Origin of the sequence: Methylobacterium planeticum, from assembly GCF_008806345.1 — a bacterium.
GTDB lineage: Bacteria > Pseudomonadota > Alphaproteobacteria > Rhizobiales > Beijerinckiaceae > Methylobacterium > Methylobacterium planeticum.
Genome location: NZ_VZZJ01000014.1, coordinates 68,946 through 87,914 on the forward strand (window position 1 = coordinate 68,946; position 18,969 = coordinate 87,914).

14 protein-coding genes are annotated in these 18,969 nt (G+C 68.4%); 8 read left to right on the forward strand and 6 right to left on the reverse strand.

The genetic code is table 11. The annotated features are described in order from the left end of the window. Window positions 1–304: 304 nt before the first annotated feature. Window positions 305–3,448, reverse strand: a complete 3,144-nt coding sequence (locus tag F6X51_RS16460; protein ID WP_150964766.1) for an efflux RND transporter permease subunit — start codon at window positions 3,446–3,448, stop codon at window positions 305–307. 1 nt (window position 3,449) lies between these two features. Further along, window positions 3,450–4,670, reverse strand: coding sequence for an efflux RND transporter periplasmic adaptor subunit (locus F6X51_RS16465; RefSeq protein ID WP_407658578.1), 1,221 nt, complete (start codon window positions 4,668–4,670; stop codon window positions 3,450–3,452). A 144-nt stretch (window positions 4,671–4,814) separates the two neighbouring features. Between F6X51_RS16465 and F6X51_RS16470 the strand changes: the two genes are divergently transcribed. The 7 genes from F6X51_RS16470 (at window position 4,815) to F6X51_RS16500 (ending at window position 13,748) form a co-directional block, all read left to right on the forward strand. Next, window positions 4,815–5,297: a MarR family winged helix-turn-helix transcriptional regulator gene (locus tag F6X51_RS16470; protein WP_246696843.1), complete on the forward strand. Its 483-nt coding sequence runs from the start codon at window positions 4,815–4,817 to the stop codon at window positions 5,295–5,297. 201 nt (window positions 5,298–5,498) lie between these two features. Next, window positions 5,499–6,542, forward strand: coding sequence for an alpha/beta fold hydrolase (locus F6X51_RS16475; RefSeq protein WP_150964768.1), 1,044 nt, complete (start codon window positions 5,499–5,501; stop codon window positions 6,540–6,542). Beyond that, window positions 6,532–7,068: a cytochrome P460 family protein gene (locus F6X51_RS16480; protein WP_150964769.1), complete on the forward strand. Its 537-nt coding sequence runs from the start codon at window positions 6,532–6,534 to the stop codon at window positions 7,066–7,068. The genes F6X51_RS16475 and F6X51_RS16480 overlap by 11 nt, the downstream gene beginning before the upstream one ends. A 151-nt stretch (window positions 7,069–7,219) precedes the next feature. Beyond that, window positions 7,220–7,525, forward strand: coding sequence for a GCG_CRPN prefix-to-repeats domain-containing protein (locus F6X51_RS16485; protein WP_246696844.1), 306 nt, complete (start codon window positions 7,220–7,222; stop codon window positions 7,523–7,525). A 125-nt stretch (window positions 7,526–7,650) separates the two neighbouring features. Beyond that, window positions 7,651–8,835: a lipase family protein gene (locus F6X51_RS16490; RefSeq protein ID WP_150964770.1), complete on the forward strand. Its 1,185-nt coding sequence runs from the start codon at window positions 7,651–7,653 to the stop codon at window positions 8,833–8,835. 267 nt (window positions 8,836–9,102) lie between these two features. After that, complete coding sequence (locus tag F6X51_RS16495) at window positions 9,103–11,052, forward strand: amylo-alpha-1,6-glucosidase (protein WP_150964771.1); 1,950 nt, start codon at window positions 9,103–9,105, stop codon at window positions 11,050–11,052. 14 nt (window positions 11,053–11,066) lie between these two features. Then, the gene (locus F6X51_RS16500; protein ID WP_150964772.1) at window positions 11,067–13,748 is read left to right on the forward strand and encodes an MGH1-like glycoside hydrolase domain-containing protein; all 2,682 of its coding nucleotides are present in this window, start codon (window positions 11,067–11,069) and stop codon (window positions 13,746–13,748) included. A 149-nt stretch (window positions 13,749–13,897) separates the two neighbouring features. On the opposite strand, the gene F6X51_RS27975 is transcribed toward F6X51_RS16500, so the two are convergent. Together F6X51_RS27975 and F6X51_RS16510 are read right to left on the reverse strand one after the other, a co-directional pair. Continuing rightward, on the reverse strand, window positions 13,898–14,056 hold the full coding sequence (locus F6X51_RS27975; RefSeq protein ID WP_191970145.1) for a hypothetical protein: 159 nt from the start codon (window positions 14,054–14,056) through the stop codon (window positions 13,898–13,900). A gap of 1,053 nt (window positions 14,057–15,109) precedes the next feature. After that, window positions 15,110–15,364: a hypothetical protein gene (locus F6X51_RS16510; RefSeq protein ID WP_150964773.1), complete on the reverse strand. Its 255-nt coding sequence runs from the start codon at window positions 15,362–15,364 to the stop codon at window positions 15,110–15,112. A 281-nt stretch (window positions 15,365–15,645) separates the two neighbouring features. Here F6X51_RS16510 and F6X51_RS16515 point away from each other — a divergent pair, with 281 nt between their 5' ends. Further along, on the forward strand, window positions 15,646–16,575 hold the full coding sequence (locus tag F6X51_RS16515) for a UDP-3-O-acyl-N-acetylglucosamine deacetylase (RefSeq protein ID WP_150964774.1): 930 nt from the start codon (window positions 15,646–15,648) through the stop codon (window positions 16,573–16,575). A 484-nt stretch (window positions 16,576–17,059) separates the two neighbouring features. Here the strand turns inward: F6X51_RS16515 and F6X51_RS16520 are convergent, their stop codons facing one another. Together F6X51_RS16520 and ugpE are read right to left on the reverse strand one after the other, a co-directional pair. Next, a complete protein-coding gene (locus F6X51_RS16520) occupies window positions 17,060–18,145 on the reverse strand; it encodes an ABC transporter ATP-binding protein (protein ID WP_150964775.1) in 1,086 nt (361 codons plus the stop codon). Beyond that, the gene (gene ugpE, locus F6X51_RS16525; RefSeq protein ID WP_150964776.1) at window positions 18,145–18,969 is read right to left on the reverse strand and encodes a sn-glycerol-3-phosphate ABC transporter permease UgpE; all 825 of its coding nucleotides are present in this window, start codon (window positions 18,967–18,969) and stop codon (window positions 18,145–18,147) included. Before ugpE ends, F6X51_RS16520 begins: the two co-directional genes overlap by 1 nt.

Genomic DNA, 18,969 nt, shown 5'->3' on the forward strand with positions numbered 1-18,969 from the left:
TAGTTGTGTTATGAAGCATGTCTACAGATGCTGATCGTTGCCGTCGTGCAAGCATCCAGCGGGATGCGCCGGGATCGACCGCCTCGCTGCGCGCCGGGGCGACGGAAGATTTCACGAACGGATCGACGTCCGTGGGTGCGCGATCGCCGCCGACCGGTGGGGCCTCGGAACCGAATGTCCGGATAACCCGCAAGGCAGCCGGCAGGCCCGCGGCGCGGGTCGGGAACGGATCAATCGTGGCGGTTCGTCGCTCGCACGGCGAAGGATCGCACGGCGAAGGATCGCGATGCCCAAAACCGAAGGCTCACTCGGCGGCCTGGAGCGCGCGCGGCTCGTGGGCGTCCTGCCGGCGGAGCTTCGGATCCTCGGTCTCCTTGCGGGAGAACAGGTGTGCGAGCTTGTCGAGATAGATGTAGATCACCGGCGTGGTGAACAGGGTCAGCACCTGACTGACGGCGAGCCCGCCGACCATCGCGTAACCGAGCGGCTGGCGGATCTCGGCGCCGGTCCCGCCCTCCACCATCAGCGGGATGCCGCCGAGCAGCGCCGCCATCGTGGTCATCAGGATCGGGCGGAAGCGCAGCAGGGCCGCACGGCGGATCGCCTCCTCGGGCTCCAGGTTGTCGGCCCGCTCGGCCTCGATCGCGAAATCGACCAGCATGATGCCGTTCTTCTTCACGATGCCGATCAGCAGGATGATCCCGATGAGGGCGATCAGGCTGAAATCGTAGCCGGCCCAGAGCAGCACCGCGAGCGCGCCGACCCCCGCCGAGGGCAGGGTCGACAGGATGGTGATCGGGTGGATGAAGCTCTCGTAGAGCACGCCGAGGATCAGGTAGACCACGAACAGCGCCGCGAGGATCAGGAGCGGCACGGTGCTCAGGGATTGCTGGAACGCCTGCGCGGTTCCCTGGAAGCCCGTCGTGAGCGTCGGCGGGACGCGCAGCTCCCGGTTGGCCTGCTCGATGGCGGCCGTCGCCTGGCCGAGGGCGACGTTCGGCGCGAGGTTGAAGCTTACGGTGACGGCCGGGAACTGGCCCTGGTGGTTGACCGAGAGCGGCGCCACCGGGACGGTCGACCATTGCGAGAAGGCCGCGAGCGGCACCTGTCCGCCGCCGTTCGGCGCCTTGACGTAGATCTTGTCGAGGCTCTCCGTCGTGCCCTGCAGCGCGGGCAGCACCTCCAAGATCACGTGGTAGCTGTTGAGCTGGGTGAAGTACTGGGCGATCTGGCGCTGGCCGAACGCGTCGTAGAGCGTGTCGTCGATCATCTGCGGCGTGATGCCGAAACGGGAGGCGGCGTCGCGGTTGATCTTGAGGGTCAGCGTCGTGCCGTTCGTCTGCTGATCGGTCGCCACGTCGCGCAGTTCGGGCAGCGTCTTCAGCTTGTCGAGGATGCGCGGCGCCCAGGTGTTCAACTCGGACAGGTCCGGGTCCTGCAGGGTGTACTCGAACTGCGTGCGCGACGTCCGCCCGCCCGTTCGCACGTCCTGCGAGGCCTGCAGGAACACCTTCACGCCCGCGATGCCGTTGAGCTTCGGGCGCAGGCGCCCGATCACCTGGAAGGCGTCGGCCTCCCGCTCGTCGCGGGGCTTGAGCGTGATGTACATGCGCCCGGAATTGAGAGCCTGGCCGTTCCCGCCGATCACCATGGCGACGGTGGCCACCGCCGGATCAGCCTGGATGATGGCGCCGGCCCGCTCCTGGCTCTTCTGCATGGCCGCGAAGGAGATGTCCTGACCGGCCTCGGTGATGCCGATGATCAGGCCGGTATCCTGCTGCGGGAAGAACCCCTTCGGGATGATCACGAACAGGTAGACGGTGAGCGCCAGGGTGGCGAAGAAGGTCAGGAGCGTGATGAAGCGGAAGCGCAGGGCCACGTCGAGGGCGCGCTCGTAGCCGCCGAGCAGCGCCTCGAAGACGCGCTCGCTCATGAGGTAGAGGCGTCCGTGCCGCTCCTCGTCGTGCGGCTTCAGGAGGCGCGAGGCCATCATCGGGGTCAGCGAGAGGGAGACGAAGGCCGAGACGCCGATCGCCATCGACAGGACCACCGCGAATTCTCTGAACAGCCGCCCGATGATGCCGCCCATCAGGAGGAGCGGGATCAGCACCGCGATCAGCGAGATGCTGATCGACACGATGGTGAACCCGATCTCGCCCGCGCCCTTGAAGGCCGCCTCCATCGGGCGCATGCCGCCCTCGATGTAGCGGCTGATGTTCTCCAGGACCACGATGGCATCGTCGACGACGAAGCCCACCGAGATGGTGAGCGCCATCAGCGAGAGGTTGTCGAGGGTGTAGCCCGCCATCCACATCAGGGCGCAGGCACCCAGGAGCGCTAGCGGAACCGTGACGCTGGGGATGATCGTCGCCCAGAGGTTGCGCAGGAACACGAAGATCACGCCGACCACGAGGGCGATCGTCAGGAGCAGGGTGAACTGCACGTCCTCGACGGAGGCCCGGATGGTCTGGGTCCGGTCGCTCAGGATCCCGATCTTGATGCCCGAGGGCAGCGCGGCGGTGATCTTCGGGAGCTGGGCCTTGATGCTGTCGACCGTGTCGATGACGTTGGCACCCGGCTGCTTGAAGACGACCAGGAAGACGCCGCGCTTGCCGTTCGCCCAGGCCGCCTGCTTCGCGTCCTCGGGTCCCTGGACCGCCTGGCCGATGTCGCGGACCCGCAGCGGCGCGCCGTTGACGTAGGCGACGATGACCTCGTTCCAGTCCTTGGCCGCGGTGAGCTGGTCGTTGGCGTAGATCGTGTAGCTGCGCGTCGCCCCGTCGATGTTGCCCTTCGGGTTGTTGACGGTGGTCAGCGAGAGCTGCGTGCGCACGTCCTCCAGCGAGAGGTTCTTGGCGACGAGCTTGGCGGGATCGATCTGCACGCGCACCGCCGGCTTCTGCTGCCCGCCGATCAGCACCTGCGCCACGCCCGAGATCTGGCTGATGCGCTGAGCCAGCTGCACGTCGACGGCGTCGTCGACCTCGGTCAGGGGCAGCGTGTCGGAGGTTGCCGAGAGGAGCAGGATCGGCGAGTCGGCCGGGTTGACCTTCCGGTAGGTCGGCGGGCTCGGCAGGGTCTTGGGCAACTGGCCGCCGGCCGCATTGATCGCCGCCTGGATGTCGTTGGCGGCGGCGTCGATGTTGCGGGTGAGGTCGAACTGCACCGTGACCGCCGACTGGCCGAGCGCGCTCGTCGAGGTCATCTGCGAGACGCCCGGGATCTGCGCGAACTGCCGCTCCAGCGGCTGGGCCACCGAGGACGCCATCGTCTCCGGGCTGGCCCCTGGCAATTGCGCCGAGACCTGGATCGTCGGGAAGTCGACCTGAGGCAGCGGCGCGACGCCGAGCAACGGATAGGCGACGACGCCGAGGAACAGCACGCCGACCATGATCAGCGTCGTGGCGACGGGATAGCGGATGAAGGTGCCCGAGATGCCGGCCTTCATGTCAGCGCTCCTGGCTCGGCGATGCCGGGCGCGGCGCGGCCTGCGCGGTCTCCCGCGCCCTCGCCTCCGCCACCCTGGATCCGGGCTGGACGCGGTACTGCCCTTCCTGGATCACCCGATCCCCGGCAGCGAGGCCGTCGGTCACGAGGGTGCGTCCGTCGCTCGAGCCGGATACCGTGATGGCCTGCTGGCGGGCCTCGTTGTCCGGGCCGACGACGAACACGAACAGGCCGCTCGGCCCGTGCTGAACGGCGTCGTCCGGGATCGTGAGCGCATCCCGCACGATGCCGAGGCGCATGCGGGTCGAGACCGACAGGCCCGGCCAGAGCGCGTGGTCCGCGTTGGCGAAGGCGGCCTTGAGCCGGATCGTGCCGGTCGCGGTGTCGACCTGGTTGTTCACGAGATCGAGCCGCCCCTCGGACAGCTTGGTGAGGCCGTCCGTACTGCGGGCCTCGACCGGGACGGTGCCCTTGGCGAGCGCCGCCATGATCCGCGGGAGCTGCTCCTCGGGCGCGGTGAACACCACGAAGATCGGCTCGACCTGCGTGATCGTGACGATCGCGGTCTGGGCGGAGGCGTTGACGATGTTGCCGGCATCGACCTGCCGGAAGCCCGTGATGCCATCGAGGGGCGAGCGGATGGTGGCGTAGCTCAGCTGCGTCTGGGCGTTGTCGATCGCGCCCTGATCGGCGGCGATCTGCGCGGTGAGCTGGTTGACCGTCGAAGCCTGGGTATCGGTCTGCTGGCGCGAGGCGAACTCGCCGAGCCGGGTGTAACGGTCGAGGTCGGCCTTGGCGTTCTTGAGGTTCGCCTCGTCCTGCACCTTCTTGGCCTTGGCTTGATCGAGGGCCGCCTGGTAGGGGCGCGGATCGATCTCGGCGAGGATGTCGCCGCGCCGAACGGTCTGTCCCTCCTTGAAGGCGATCCGCTGGACCTCCCCGTCGACGCGGGTGCGGACCTGCACCGTGTTGAAGGCCTGGACCGTGCCGAGCCCGTCGAGCACGCGATTGAAGGGCTGCCTCTCGACGCTCGCCAGCGTCACGGGGATCGGCGGCGGCGCCTTGGCCGCCTGCGTCGCGGCGGCCTCCGGCCGGACCCGCTGCCAGCCGTAGAAGCCCCCTGCCCCCGCGAGCGCCGCGGCGATCAGCAGGACGAGCGCCGTACGCCCGGGCCGCCGCGACGGCTGCTTGTTCTGCTGCATGGGCTTCAAGGTTCCGTGCATCGCAGTGTATCCGCGTCTGCAATTCCGGCGAGCCAGCCTCGACCGCCCCCGCCCTTCGTTGACACTCCTTTGGATGCATACATATGATATGTATCCATATTGTTTCGGGGTCGTTCCCAAATGGCCGCAGGCCCACCGGAAGACTTGCGGCGCGAGCTGATTTCTCAGCTCATGGAGACGGCCCGACTTCTCCGGTACTACGTCGATCGTCGTGCCCGCGACCGCGGTATGACGCGGGCCGAATGGCTGATCCTGCTACGCCTGAGCGAGCGCGAAGGCCTGTCGCAGGTGGAACTCGCCGATCTTCTTGAACTGAGGCCGATCTCCCTCGTTCCACTGCTGGATCGCCTGGTTCGGCGCGATTGGGTGGAACGACGCCGGGGGATCGCGGACCGGCGCTCGAACCACCTCTACCTGACGGAGGCCGGCCGTGCGGCCGTTGCGGGTCTCGATGGGCTGCGGGAGGACATCGCCCGGCACGTAGTGGGCGAGCCCGCTCCGCATGATGTGCGGACAGCCCTGTCGCTGCTTCGCCAAATGAAGGAGCGGATCAAGGCGGACGAGCCCGACGCGGCGCTGTCCGCCTTGATGGCGCCCGACGTGCCGGTGCCGACGGAAGCGGGATGAAGGCCGGACTTTCGAGGCCGAGCGTCGCGCCCTGCGCGGAGGATGCGCCTGATGGCTCATGAGGCAGCCCACGGGCGCGTCCGCGCGCATCCGCACCGGCTCCGGCCTCAACCGGCTTTCACGTCGTCCGCATCGGCACTTGATCGGGACACGCGGGCTCGGCTTCATCCGCGCAACCGTCAACACGGGCAGGAGAGCCAGATGGGTGAGACGATCGATGTTGAGCGGCGGCGCCTCGTTGGCGCCGCCGCCGCGGCCTTCGCGGCGACCAGGCTCGGCCTGATCGAATCGGCCAGGGCGCAGTCCGGCCAAAGCCCGTCCGGCGGTCCCGCGGATGCGCCGCACACCGCGCTCGGCGCCCTGAAGCGGATCGACGCCGGTGATCTCAGCATCGCCTACGCCGAGGTCGGGCCGGCGAGCGGCGCTCCGGTCCTGCTGCTCCACGGCTGGCCCTACGACATCGACAGCTACGCCGACGTCGCGCCGGCGCTCGCCGAAGCGGGTTACCGCGTCCTGATCCCGTATCTGCGCGGCCACGGCGCCACCCGCTTCCTCTCCCCGGCGACGCCGCGCAACGGCCAGCAGGCGGCCATCGCCGTCGACACCCTCGACTTCATGGATGCGCTCAAGATCGAGCGGGCGATCATCGCGGGCTACGACTGGGGCGCGCGGACCGCGGACATCATCGCGGCACTCCGGCCGGAGCGCTGCAGGGCGCTGGTCTCGGTGAGCGGCTACCTGATCGGCAGCCAGGAGCGGAACGCGAAGCCTTTGCCGCCGAGAGCCGAGCTGCAATGGTGGTATCAGTTCTACTTCGCCACCGAACGGGGCCGGGAGGGCTATGCGCGCCATACCCGCGACTTCGTGCGGCTGATCTGGGAACAGGCCTCCCCGCGCTGGCGCTTCGACGATGCGACCTTCGCGCGCTCGACGCGCGCCCTCGACAATCCGGACCATGTCAGCGTCACGATCCACAATTACCGCTGGCGCCTCGGGCTCGCGCAGGGCGAGACGAGGTACGACGAATGGGAGCGGAAGCTCGCCGCCTTGCCCGTCATCCCGGTCCCGACGATCACCCTGGAGGGTGACGCCAACGGGGCGCCTCATCCCGAACCGGCCGACTATGCCAGGATGTTCACCGGCCGCTACGAGCACCGCCTGATCACGGGCGGCATCGGACACAATCTTCCGCAGGAGGCACCGCAGGCCTTCGCCAAGGCGGTGGTCGACGTCGATGGCTTCTGAGCGCCGCAACGCCTTCCCCGGGCCCCTTCGCCGCTTGCTGTTCGTGGCCGCAGCGCTTCCGGGCCTGCTCCTCGCCACGGCCCGCGCCGGCGACGACGCGCCGCGGCCGGAGGGATCGCCGATCTTCGGCGTGACCATCCCTGAGGGCTACCGCGACTGGCGGCTCGTCGCCCCGGCCCTCGAGGGGGAGCCGTTGAACGAGTTGCGGGCCGTGCTCGGCAACGACACCGCGATCACAGCCTACCGCGACGGCACGCTCCCCTTTCCGGACGGGACGATTCTGGTGAAGCTTGCCTGGCAGCACGTCCCCTCGCCCGAGTTCGAGCCGGCGACGATCCCGGGCCGATCCACGACCGTGCAGGTGATGGTCAAGGACGCCAACCGATACCCGGAGACGGGCGGCTGGGGGTTCGGCCGCTTCATCGACGGCAAGCCCGTCGACGAGGCTCAGCACCGGACCTGCTTCGCCTGCCACGAGGCCCGCGTGAAGCCGCACGATTTCGTCTTCACGCGCTACGCTCGATAGGCGCAGACCGCCTGGATGCGCGGGATCGTCCGCGCTCCGGCCCGGTGGGACGGTACGGAAATTACCGACACTTGCGCGAAGCTTGGCAGGGGATTGTCAGTGCGCGTGTCGCAAGTCTTCTTGGTTCGCGACCGCCGGAGGCTTCGACACCATGAAGACGACCATCCTGGCGCTGTGCGCCGGATTCGGGCTCGCGGCGCCTGCCCATGCCCTGCCGATGATCCGTGATCCCGGAGCTTCGGGCCCCGTCACCCTGGTGGCGGGGGGCTGTGGTCCCGGGCGCTGGCGTGGTCCCTGGGGTCATTGCCGGAACACGCCCTATGTCGGCCCGCTGCCCGGCGGCTGGTATCAGGTGCGCGCCGGCAACGGCTGCCCGCCCGGATATTGGCGCGGCCCCTGGGGCCATTGCCGCAACACGCCCTACCACGGACGCCTCCCGGGCGGCGGCTGGAAGTAGCGTCCCGCCATCCGCGAGGAACAGGGCGTGGCGGGTCCCGCCACGCTCAAGGCCCAGAACGTCCGGAGGGCGCGGTGAACGAAGTCGTCCAGCATGAGCCTGCCTCCCGGCGCGGTCGGCACGCGATGAGGCTGGGGGCATGCGCCGTCCGCGTGTTCGGGATGGTCGCCCTCGCGGCTTGCCTGCAGACCGTCGCCGCCGGCGTCGAGGCGCGACAAGCCCCTGCGGGCGGCGCGGGCGCCCGCGCCGCGCCCGGGACCCTGCTCGACTGGCAGCCGCTCCCGAATGCGCCGGAGGGAGCCGCGGCCTATCGCGTGCTCTACCGCTCGACCGGCCTGCGCGGCGAGCCGATCGCCGTCTCGGGCGCCATCATCGTGCCGGGTGGGCCGATCCCGCCCGGCGGCCGGCCCATCGTGGCCTGGGCGCACCCGACCACCGGGGTCGTCGACAAATGTGCGCCGTCGCTCGCTCGCGGCCTGTACCGCTCGATCCAAGGCCTCGGTGAGATGCTGGCGCGGGGCTACATCGTGGCCGCGACGGACTATCCGGGCCTCGGCACGCCGGGCGTGCACCCTTACCTCGTCGGCATCAGCGAGGGCCGGGCCGTGCTCGATTCGGTGCGGGCCGCTCACCAGCTGGCCAAACCGGCCGGAGCCGCGCCCGCATTCGCCGTCTGGGGTCATTCACAGGGCGGGCAGGCCTCGCTGTTCACCGGCATCCTGGCCCGGAGCTACGCGCCGGAGCTGACGCTCGTGGGCGTTGCGGCGGCCGCTCCGGCAACCGAGCTCGCCACGCTGATGATGGCCGATCTCGACACCTCGGGCGGCAAGAACCTGACGGCCATGACGCTGTGGTCGTGGTCGCGCGTCTACGGAGCACCCATCACGAAGGTGGTCACCCCCGCCGCGCTGCCCGTGATCGATGAACTCGCCAACGATTGCATCGAGACGATCGTCGACGTGCTGGAACGGCGCGGCCCTTCGCGGGCGCTCGACCGCAGCTTCCTCGCGGTGGACAACTTGGCGGATCGCGAGCCCTGGCGATCGCTCCTCGCTCGCAACACGCCCGGTCCGCTTCCGCCCGGCATACCGGTCTTCCTGGCGCAGGGCAGTGCGGACAACCTCGTGCTGCCGCGCGTGACGCTCGATTACCGGGCGAGGTTGTGCCGAGCCGGCAGCCGGGTCGCGTTCGATCTGGTCCCGGGCGTCGGACACCTCTCGATCGCGCGCGACGCGGCGCCGGCTGCGATCGACTGGATCGGGGATCGCTTCGCGGGCGAGCCGGCCCCGAGCAATTGCGGGGCGAATTGAAGGACCGGCCGGCGGCGGTGTCCGCCCCCCAGCGAGGCGGAAGCGATGCCGGATGTCCTCGCAGCACCAAACCGAGCGTGAGGGGCCGACGACCAAACCCGTTCCCGGTTGCCGCGACACGGGACACAGTGCCGTCGGGCGTCTGCCGTGCGGAATGCACCGTCCGCTTGCCGAACCCGACCGATCCGTATCCCGTGAGAGGCGCCGGCCGCCCCGAACGGCGAGCCTTTCGGCCAGTCGGGAGACCGGCATGACGCGGAGACCTCGATGCCCGCCACAGAACCCGCGGAGGCGATCGTTCCCGGCGAGCGCGATGAATGGCTGGAGGCGGATGGGCTCGGCGGCTTCGCTTCCGGGACGGCCTCCGGCCTGCGCACCCGGCGCTACCATGCGCTCCTGCTGACCGCGACGCGGCCGCCCACGGGCCGGGTCGTGCTGGTGAACGGGTTCGAGGCATGGGTCGGCACGGGGTCCGGCACCTTCGCCCTCAGCACCCAGCGCTACCATCCGGACGTCCTCTACCCTCGCGGCTTCGAGGCGATCCAGACCTTCACCACCGAGCCGTGGCCGACCTGGACCTACCGCCTCGCCGACGGAGCCGAGATCCGACAGGAAATCCTCGTCGATCCGGATGCCTGCGAGACGCTGCTGCGCTGGCAGCGCGTCACCGGAGAGGGGTCATGCCGGCTCACCCTGCGGCCCCTGCTCTCCGGGCGTGACTACCACGCGCTCCACCGGGAGAATGGCGCCTTCGACTTCGCGGCTCGCTGCCAGGGCGGGAACGTGGCCTGGCGCCCCTACCCCGACCTCCCGGCCATCGCGGCCCTCACCAATGGCCGGTACGCGCACGAACCCGCCTGGTATCGCCAGTTCCTGTACGCGGCCGAGCGCGAGCGCGGCCTCGACGACATCGAGGATCTCGCGTCCCCGGGCACGTTCGAGTTCGACCTCGACGGCACGCGGCCGGCCGTCATGGTGCTGCGGGTGGGCGACGGCCTGGCCATCCGTGCCTCGTCCTACGCGGAACGCCTCGCGGCGCAGGCGCGCACGGGTCGGCATGCGACGAGATCGCGGCTGCGCGGATCCGCGCGGAGCTATCGTGTCGACCGAGGCGCCGGAAGCACGCTCGTGGCGGGCTTCCCGTGGTTCACGGATTGGGGCCGCGACACGTTCATCGCGCTGCGCGGCCTGCTCCTTGCACTCGGGGAACTCGAAACCGGGGAGGGCATCCTCGATGCCTGGGCCGGCGTCGTCAGCGAGGGGATGATGCCGAACCGCTTCCCCGATTCCGGCGAGGCGCCCGAGTACAATTCCGTCGACGCCTCGCTCTGGTACATCGTCGCCGTGCACGAGTTCCTCGCGGCCTGCGAGGCGGCCGGCCGGGTGGTGGCCGAGCCTGTCGCCCGCAGGCTGCGGCTTGCATGCGAGGCGATCCTGTCGGGGTACGCGTCCGGCACGCGGTTTGGCATTCGGGCAGACCGCGATGGGCTGCTCGCAGCCGGGGCACCCGGCCTCCAGCTCACATGGATGGATGCCAAGGTCGGCGACTGGGTCGTGACGCCCCGCATCGGCAAGCCCGTCGAGATCCAGGCCCTCTGGATCAACGCGCTCCATATCGGGGCAACCCGCTGGTCGCCGAGCCTCGCGCAGGCCGAGGCGCGCGCACGAGCGGCCTTTCGCGACCGCTTCATCGGCCCCGCCGGCGGCCTTCACGACGTCGTCGATGTCGGGCACATACCGGGCACGGCGGATGCGAGCCTGCGCCCGAACCAGATCTTCGCGGTCGGCGGTCTCCCGTTCGCCATCCTCGAAGGAGAGGCGGCCCTCGCGGTGGTGGAGATCGTCGAGCGCAAGCTCCTGACGCCCCTCGGATTGCGCACCCTGGCGCCGGACGATCCGGCCTATGTCGGGCGTTATGCGGGCGATCCCCGGGCACGGGACGGGGCCTACCATCAGGGCACGGTCTGGCCCTGGCTGCTGGGCCCGTTCGTCGATGCGTGGCTCGCCGTGCGGGGCCGGTCCGAGGCGGCCAAGGCCGAAGCCCGCGCGCGCTTCCTGCCACCGCTCTCGGCGCATCTCGGCGAGGCCGGCCTCGGCCACGTATCGGAGGTCGCCGACGGAGACTCGCCGCATCGGCCCGGCGGCTGTCCGTTCCAGGCTTGGTCGCTCGGCGAATACATCCGGATCCAGCGCATGCTGGACCTCGCGCCCCCCTGACGGAGAGCCATGACATGCCAGAGCCAGAACCGGATGGACGCCGCCTTCTCGACACCGTCGAGGGCCGCCGCCTGCGCATCTGCGCCGACGAAGGCTGGCACCGCTGGGGGCCCTATCTCAGCGAGCGGCAATGGGGGACGGTGCGGGAGGATTACAGCGCCGACGGAACGGCCTGGGACTACCTGCCCCACGACCATGCGCGCTCGCGCGCCTACCGCTGGGGCGAGGACGGCATCGCCGGCTTCAGCGACGACCGACAGCTCTGGTGCCTCGCGCTGGGCCTGTGGAACGAGCACGATCCGATCCTGAAGGAGCGCCTGTTCGGCCTCACGAACGAGGAGGGCAACCACGGCGAGGACGTCAAGGAGCTCTACTACTACCTCGACGGGACCCCGACCCATTCGTACATGCGGATGCTCTACAAGTACCCGCACGGCGCTTTCCCGTACGCGGATCTCGTCGCGGAGAACGGGCGCCGGAAAGGTCACGATCTCCCCGAATACGAGCTGATCGATACCGGCATCTTCGATGAGAACCGCTACTTCGACATCAGCGTCGAATATGCGAAGGCCGGCCCCGACGACATCCTGATGCGGATCACGATCGTCAACCGGGGGCCCGTGGCCGCGCCGCTTCAGGTCCTGCCGCAACTCTGGTCGCGCAACACCTGGTCCTGGCGGGAGGGTGGCGCGCGGCCGCTCCTGCGCCTCGCCGAGGAGGCAACGGTCGAGGCGACGCGCGCGAACCGGCCGACGCTCTGGTTCCAGGCGCTCCAGCCCACCGAGTTCCTGTTCTGCGAGAACGAGACCAATGCACAGCGCCTGTTCGGCTGGGGCGAGACGCATCATTCCAAGGACGCGATCAACGACGATGTCGTGGCCGACCGCCGGGACCGCGTCAATCCGCTGAAGGAGGGGACGAAATGCGCCGCGCTGAGCCGGCACGTCATCGCCGCCGGCGCGAGCCTCGTGCTGCGCTATCGCCTGGCCCCGGACCGGACGACGCGCGACACCGCAGCCTTCGACCGTGCCGTGGCCGAGCGTCTCGCCGATGCCGACGAATTCTACGCCGTGCTCCAGCGCAGCATCGGCGATCCGGACGCGCGCCTCGTGCAGCGTCAGGCCCTCGCCGGCATGCTCTGGTCGAAGCAGTTCTACCACTTCGATGTGCGGCGCTGGCTGGCGGGCGACCCCGGGCAGCCCGAGCCGGCCGAGAGCCGCCGCCATGGGCGCAACAGCGATTGGGACCATCTCAACAACGCCGACATCGTCTCGATGCCGGATACCTGGGAATATCCCTGGTACGCGGCCTGGGACCTGGCGTTCCACTGCGTGACCTTCGCGCTGATCGACCCGGAATTCGCCAAGGGACAGCTCATCCTGCTCACGCGGGAATGGTACATGCACCCGAACGGCCAATTGCCGGCCTACGAATGGGCGTTCGGCGACGTCAATCCGCCGGTCCATGCCTGGGCGGCCCTGCGCGTCTACGAGATGGATCAAGCCCTCACGGGCAAGCCCGATCGCGCCTTCCTGGAGCGCGTCTTTCACAAGCTGATGCTGAACTTCACCTGGTGGGTGAACCGCAAGGACGCGCAGGGCCGCAACATCTTCCAGGGCGGGTTCCTGGGTCTCGACAATATCGGGATCTTCGATCGGTCCGCCCCCTTGCCGACGGGCGGCTACATCAACCAATCGGACGGCACCGCCTGGATGGCGATGTACACCTTGAACCTGATGCGCATCGCCCTGGAGCTCGCCTCCGAGGATCAGGTCTACGAGGACATCGCCACGAAGTTCTTCGAGCACTTCCTCTACATCGCCCATGCGATGACGAACATCGGCGGCCGCGGCATCGGGCTCTGGGACGAGACGGACGAATTCTACTACGACGTGCTCAACCTGCCCGACGGGCGGATGATACCCTTGCGGATCCGCTCGCTGGTCGGCCTGATCCCGCTCTGCGCGGTCGAGGTGCTCGACGTCAGTCTCGCCGATCGCTTCCCGGACTTCGCTCGTCGCGCGGATTGGATGCTGCGCAACCGGAGCGACCTCGCCGCGCTGGTCTCGCGCTGGAACGAGCCCGGAAAGGGCGAGCGTCTCCTGCTGGCGCTGCTGCGGCGGCACCGCATGAAGGCGCTCCTCACGCGCATGCTCGACGAGACCGAGTTCCTGTCCGATCACGGCCTGCGGGCGCTCTCGAAGGCGCATGCCGAGCGGCCCTTCACGCTGGACTGGAATGGGGCGCGGTTCGTCATCGATTACGAGCCTGGAGAATCGACCAGCAGCGTGTTCGGCGGCAACTCGAACTGGCGAGGTCCGGTCTGGATGCCGATCAACTATCTGCTGATCGAGGCCCTCCATCGGTTCGGCAGCTTCTACGGAAGCGATACGCAGTTCGAATGCCCGACGGGGTCCGGCCAATACCGCACCCTGCCGGAGATCGCCGAGGAACTCGCGCGCCGCCTGACGCGCCTGTTCCTACGCGGTCCGGACGGGCGTCGTCCGGTGCTGGGATCGAACGACCGGTTCCAGACGGACCCGGCCTTCCGCGACCACGTGCCGTTCCACGAGTACTTCCACGGTGACACCGGCGCGGGGCTCGGTGCCGGGCATCAGACCGGATGGACCGGGCTCGTCGCGTTGCTGCTGTTCCCCGATCTCCAAGACCAGATCCGGCCGCCGCCCTCCGCGTAGGACCGGAGCCCCGCTCGCACCGACGCGGAACCCTTCACCGATCGAACCTGATCACGATGCCTTCCGCAGCCGCATCGGCGAGCATTTGCCGTGGGCCGGCGAGATCGAGGATATCATGGTGGGCGGTGAGGGACTCGGCCCTCCGACCCTCACCGTTTGGCGGAGGCCGCCGTCCGGCCCGAATGCCCTTGCGCGTCGAATAGGGCGACGAGCGCCACGACATCGCGCACCGGCATGATCCGCTCGGCGTCGCGCTTGCAGGGAAGGGCGCGAATCTCGCGCCCGGCACGTCCGACGATGGTGGTCATGCCGGGCCTCCACTGATCAGCGCTCCGCCGATGTCCGCGTTTTCCGGCAACGCCTGGCCCCATCTGGGAAGCTCCTTGCCGATGTTTCCGTTCGGTTCGCGGCCGGCCGCGGACGCTCGACCAGCCGCTCCGCATGCTCGCCTCGCGTGAGGACCCGTCCGCAGACGTACGCACGGTTGAACCAGTTCCTGATCGCTACGATCCTGAGTTCAGACCCTGAAGATCTGCAATTTTTCTCACGGAGGCTCACATCGAACTCTATGTGCCCCTCTACACCGTCGCAGGCCTGCAAGAAGATGGCCGGAGCTGCGCAAGCTGCTCTGCGGCAGTCCTTACCAATATCGTGGATGATCCGCGACAAGTCGCGCTGTACTACCCCGAAGACGTGAAGACACAGCATTGGGCGCGAGCTTCGGCGATCACCGGTTTGCCATGGGACGAAAGGCGCGTCGAACTCTATGCGGGGAATAACCGGCCCTCGAGCGTTTGCGTAGAAAACTTCCTGCACTGGGCGCCGCCACGATACCTAGATCATCGCGCGGCGCTCTAAGATCGACAGCGGAACAGTTGACCGACGGCGCAGTCCATCACACCGAGCCGATGGTGATCGCGCCGTTGCCGGTCTGGATGGCGATCGCGGAGCCCTCGTGCGGGTCGGTGCCGGTGCGGTCGTGGTCGGTCATGACAACGCTCCGATCAGGAGGGGCTGCACCGTTCCGTTGGGGTCGACGGCGTCGCGTGGGGGGTGTCGGCGGTCGGCTCGTCGCCGTCCCAGCCGTCCGGCCGCGTGCCGAGCAGGACCAGATCGCGGATGCGCGCCTCTTCCTCGGCGTTCAGCAGGTCCAGTCGCGGCCGGCATTGCATCGCAATGCGTGAGCGATATCGCCAATATGGCGCGAGAGCCTGCGCACTGTATTCGCGACATGTTGAGTATCGTCGAAGACGAAAACATCGCCCCCTGGTCGTTGCCCTCAACGAGCGCAGATCCGAGCCCAGGAGAGAAAAATATTTCGCCCCGAACAGAGGATGAGTCGTCGCAAAGGACCGCACGGATCAATCGGGGATGGCATATCCGACCGCTGAGAAAAACAACGAGAGAGCCGTCACGCTGACGGCAAGGCGGTTCAATCTGCCGACATGCACCGTTCCCTCCGCGCTCGGCTGGGAACCGCCGAGCCGCAGATCGTCCTCATAGCGTGTGATGATCGTCTCGAAGCTTGGGAACACCCGCAGGGCGAACCAGAGCCACAACGCGAAGGCGATAAGCCCGAGGAGCTCGCCGCCGTAGGTGAAGATATCGTCCAGCACAGCAAAGCCTGTCTGTCAGCCCCCCAACATCTCAGCATAAGCCAGTCTGAGCGACGGCGCATCCGCCATGCTGCCGCCCACTCATGCGCAAGGTGCAGAGTGGCGTTCAAGCCTCACCCGCATCGGCCTCGACGCCCGTCGGCGGGATGGGGAAGCCTCGCCGAGCCCAGCTTCAGCAACAATTCAGTCTGCCACGCGCAATCCACAATTGGCGCGCTCCTGGCGCAGACAGGAAGCGGAGCCTCTGACCTTTGACGTCCCTGCGATCGTAACAACTCAGCATGACGTATCCGTTCATACCGCCGGCCGGCCCATCGGCCCCTCAGAGCGTTTGCTTCAGGTCTGAAGGAACTCTGGCTGCTTCGTTCGAAAAGCATGGGTCGAGCCTTCATACCGGACGGCATGCGAATGTGCGGCTTTCCCCGGCCGCAGCTGGCACCGGTGTCGTCTTTCAGCGGCGCTTGCGGAGCGGCCGGGTCGTCGCGGTTCCCGCCAGATGGCAGGCTCGGGTTTCCCAGCCCCTGTGCACCGCTCTTCAGGCCCCTGACGGGACGCTGGTCCGCACGGTCGAGCATCTGCTGGCCGCCCTCAGCGCCCTCGCGATCGACAACGCGCTGGTGGAGATCGACGCCGAGGAACTGCCGATCTTCGACGGAAGCGCGACACCGTGGTGCGAGGCAATCCGGGATGCAGGGCGGGTCGATCTCGACGTTCCCCGCACCATGATCAAGGTGTTGCGCAGCGTCGAGGTGCGGGATGGACGGCGCTCCCTGCGGATCGAGCCGGCGGAGAGGCTTTCCATCGCTGCGCACCTGGCCCTGGCGCATTTTGGCGAGATGCGGTGGGAGGGCGTGATCACGCCTGAGAGCTTCGTGCGGGACCTTGCCCCCTCGCGCAGTTTCGGGCGCCTGAAATGGGCGTTGCCCGCCAAGCTCTACACCTACCTGACGCGACGGCCCGTCCTGCGTGGAGCCAACCTGTCGACCACGGCCGGGATCGTCGGTGGGCGCATCATCGGCGGCATGCGGGTTCCGGAGGAGCCCGTACGGCACCGCGTTCTCGACCTCGTCGGCGACCTGTCACTTGCAGGACATTCGATCCTCGGGCGCGTCACCGCGGCTCATACGGGGCACGAGTTGAACCATGCCCTCGTTGCCAAACTGATGCGCGACCCGTTTGCCTGGGAGATCGTGGGAGCGACCGCAGCGTGAGAACGCTCTTGAGGAGACCGTCCCTCATCAAGTCCGGCCGGCAGGAGCGAGCGCCTCGGTGTCTCAAGCGGCGGCAGAGGCTGGAACATGCGCCACAGGTCTACGGTGGCACCGACACGCTCGGCGCCATGCTCGTGCGCCGTGGCCTGCTCGTGCAGACGGCCCCCATGATCGATCATCACCGGCGCGAGTATGAGATCACCCGAGCAGGCCGGGATACCCTTCGCGAGCAGGGGGGCCGGGCCAGGGAACAGACGGAGTGCTCCGGCTGTCAGGCGTTCCCTACGCCTCGGCCGGCGGCTGCCTGTATGGATCCCTGACACATCGGCACGAGGTCGACCGATGCCCGCGCCCCTTCGCACCCTCGCGCTGCTCGGCGCTCCCGCCGTCACGCTTCCGAGCGTCGCCGTGCCCGAGGCCCGGGCTTCGGGCACCCGGAACACGCTCAAGGCCGTGGATACCGACAGAAGCGGATCATCGCTGCCTAAGACGGGGGAACGCCGGATCCTGCCGGCGTGAGCCGGAGACCCGTCGCCTGATCGAAGAGGTGGACATGCTCGGACGGGAACGAAACCCGAATGACATCGCTCATCGCAGGACCGTGCACGATCTTGATCGTCAGCGAGGCTTCGCCGCCACGGCGGGCATGCACCAGCATCTCCGACCCGAGGAGCTCGACGATCTCGACCGGCCAGCTCATGCCCGACGGGTCGAGCACGACATGTTCCGGGCGGATGCCCAGGATCACGGCGTGGCCGTCGGGCGCGGCGAACCTCGAGGGCGCGAGCGCAATCTCGGTGCCCGCCACGGTCACCGCCGTCCCGTTCCTGCCGAGCACCCCGGGCAGGAGGTTCATCGCCGGCGAGCCGATGAAGCCCGCCACGTAGGTGTCGGCCGGATACTCGAAGACTTCGGTTGGCGTCGCCAGCTGCACCGGCACGCCCTGATGCATGACGAGCAGACGGTCGCCCAGGGTCATGGCCTCGACCTGATCGTGGGTGACGTAGAGGCTCGTCACCTTCAGCCGGCGCTGGAGGCGGCGGATCTCGCCGCGCATCTGCACGCGGAGCTTCGCGTCGAGGTTCGAAAGCGGCTCGTCGAACAGGAACAGTTTGGGATCGCGCACGATGGCCCGGCCCATGGCGACGCGCTGGCGCTGGCCGCCGGAGAGCTGGCGCGGCTTGCGCTCGAGGAGCGCCTCAAGCCCGAGCAGGGCCGAGGCCTCGTCGACCTTGGCGCGGATCGCGGCGCGGGGCAGGCCGCGGATCTTCAGCCCGTAGGCCATGTTGTCGAAAACGCTCATGTGTGGATAGAGCGCGTAGTTCTGGAATACCATGGCGATATCGCGCGCCGACGGGTCGAGCCCCGTGACGTCGCGCCCGTCGATCAAGATGCGGCCGGCGGTGGGCGTCTCGAGCCCTGCCACGAGGCGCAGGAGGGTGGATTTCCCGCAGCCCGACGCGCCGACGATCACCAGCATCTCGCCGTCAGCGAGCGCGAGGTCGACCCCCTTCAGGATCTCGATGGCCCCGAAGCTCTTGTGCAGTCCCTCGAGCCTCAGGCCCGCCATCACTTGTCGCCCTCCGTCAGGCCCTTGACGAACCAGTGCTGCATCAGGAACACCACCGCCACCGGCGGGATCAGCGCCAGCACGGCGGTCGCCATGACCTTGTTCCACTCCGTGGCGGTGTCGACGCCGATCATCTTGACGATGCCGATCACCACCGTGTCGTATTTCGGATCGGTGGCGACCAGGAGCGGCCACAGGTACTGGTTCCAGCCGTAGACGAACAGAATCACGAACAGGGCGGCGATGTTGGCGCCCGACACCGGGATCACGATGTCCCGCAGGAAGCGCAGCGGCCCGGCCCCGTCCATCCGCGCCGCCTCCACGAGTTCGTCCGGCAGGGTCAGGAAGGTCTGCCGGAACAGCAGGGTCGCGGTCGCCGAGGCGATCAAGGGGATCGTCAATCCCGTGAAGCTGTTGATGAGGTCGAGGGACGACATGACCTGGAAGGTTGGGATCAGCCTCACCTCGACGGGCAGCATCAGGGTCAGGAAGATCAGCCAGAACGCCGTCATGCGGAACGGGAAACGGAAGAAGGTCACCGCGTAGGCGGAAGGCAGCGACAGGGCGATCTTGCCGAACGCGATGGCGAGCGCCATCCCGGCCGAGACCATCAGCGCGTGCCAGACCGGCCCCGCCCCAGCCGACCCATGCAGCAGCACGTCGCGGTAGACGCCGAGGCCGGAGAGCCGCGGGATCAGCGAGATCTCGCCGCGCGCGATGACGGCGGAATCCTGCGTCGAGCCGGCGACCGCGATCCAGATCGGCAGGGCGAAGAGCAGGATCGCCAGGACCAGGACGGCATGAGGGATGAGGCGGCCGGTCAT

Coding starts and splice junctions, on each gene's coding strand:
- F6X51_RS16490 (WP_150964770.1), top strand. CDS start 7,651: ATGAGGCTGGGGGCATGCGCCGTCCGCGTGTTCGGGATGGTCGCCCTC.
- F6X51_RS16515 (WP_150964774.1), top strand. CDS start 15,646: ATGACGTATCCGTTCATACCGCCGGCCGGCCCATCGGCCCCTCAGAGC.
- F6X51_RS16480 (WP_150964769.1), top strand. CDS start 6,532: ATGGCTTCTGAGCGCCGCAACGCCTTCCCCGGGCCCCTTCGCCGCTTG.
- F6X51_RS27975 (WP_191970145.1), bottom strand. CDS start 14,056: ATGACCACCATCGTCGGACGTGCCGGGCGCGAGATTCGCGCCCTTCCC.
- ugpE (WP_150964776.1), bottom strand. CDS start 18,969: ATGACCGGCCGCCTCATCCCTCATGCCGTCCTGGTCCTGGCGATCCTG.
- F6X51_RS16500 (WP_150964772.1), top strand. CDS start 11,067: ATGCCAGAGCCAGAACCGGATGGACGCCGCCTTCTCGACACCGTCGAG.
- F6X51_RS16485 (WP_246696844.1), top strand. CDS start 7,220: ATGAAGACGACCATCCTGGCGCTGTGCGCCGGATTCGGGCTCGCGGCG.
- F6X51_RS16460 (WP_150964766.1), bottom strand. CDS start 3,448: ATGAAGGCCGGCATCTCGGGCACCTTCATCCGCTATCCCGTCGCCACG.
- F6X51_RS16520 (WP_150964775.1), bottom strand. CDS start 18,145: ATGGCGGGCCTGAGGCTCGAGGGACTGCACAAGAGCTTCGGGGCCATC.
- F6X51_RS16495 (WP_150964771.1), top strand. CDS start 9,103: ATGCCCGCCACAGAACCCGCGGAGGCGATCGTTCCCGGCGAGCGCGAT.
- F6X51_RS16475 (WP_150964768.1), top strand. CDS start 5,499: ATGGGTGAGACGATCGATGTTGAGCGGCGGCGCCTCGTTGGCGCCGCC.
- F6X51_RS16465 (WP_407658578.1), bottom strand. CDS start 4,670: ATGCACGGAACCTTGAAGCCCATGCAGCAGAACAAGCAGCCGTCGCGG.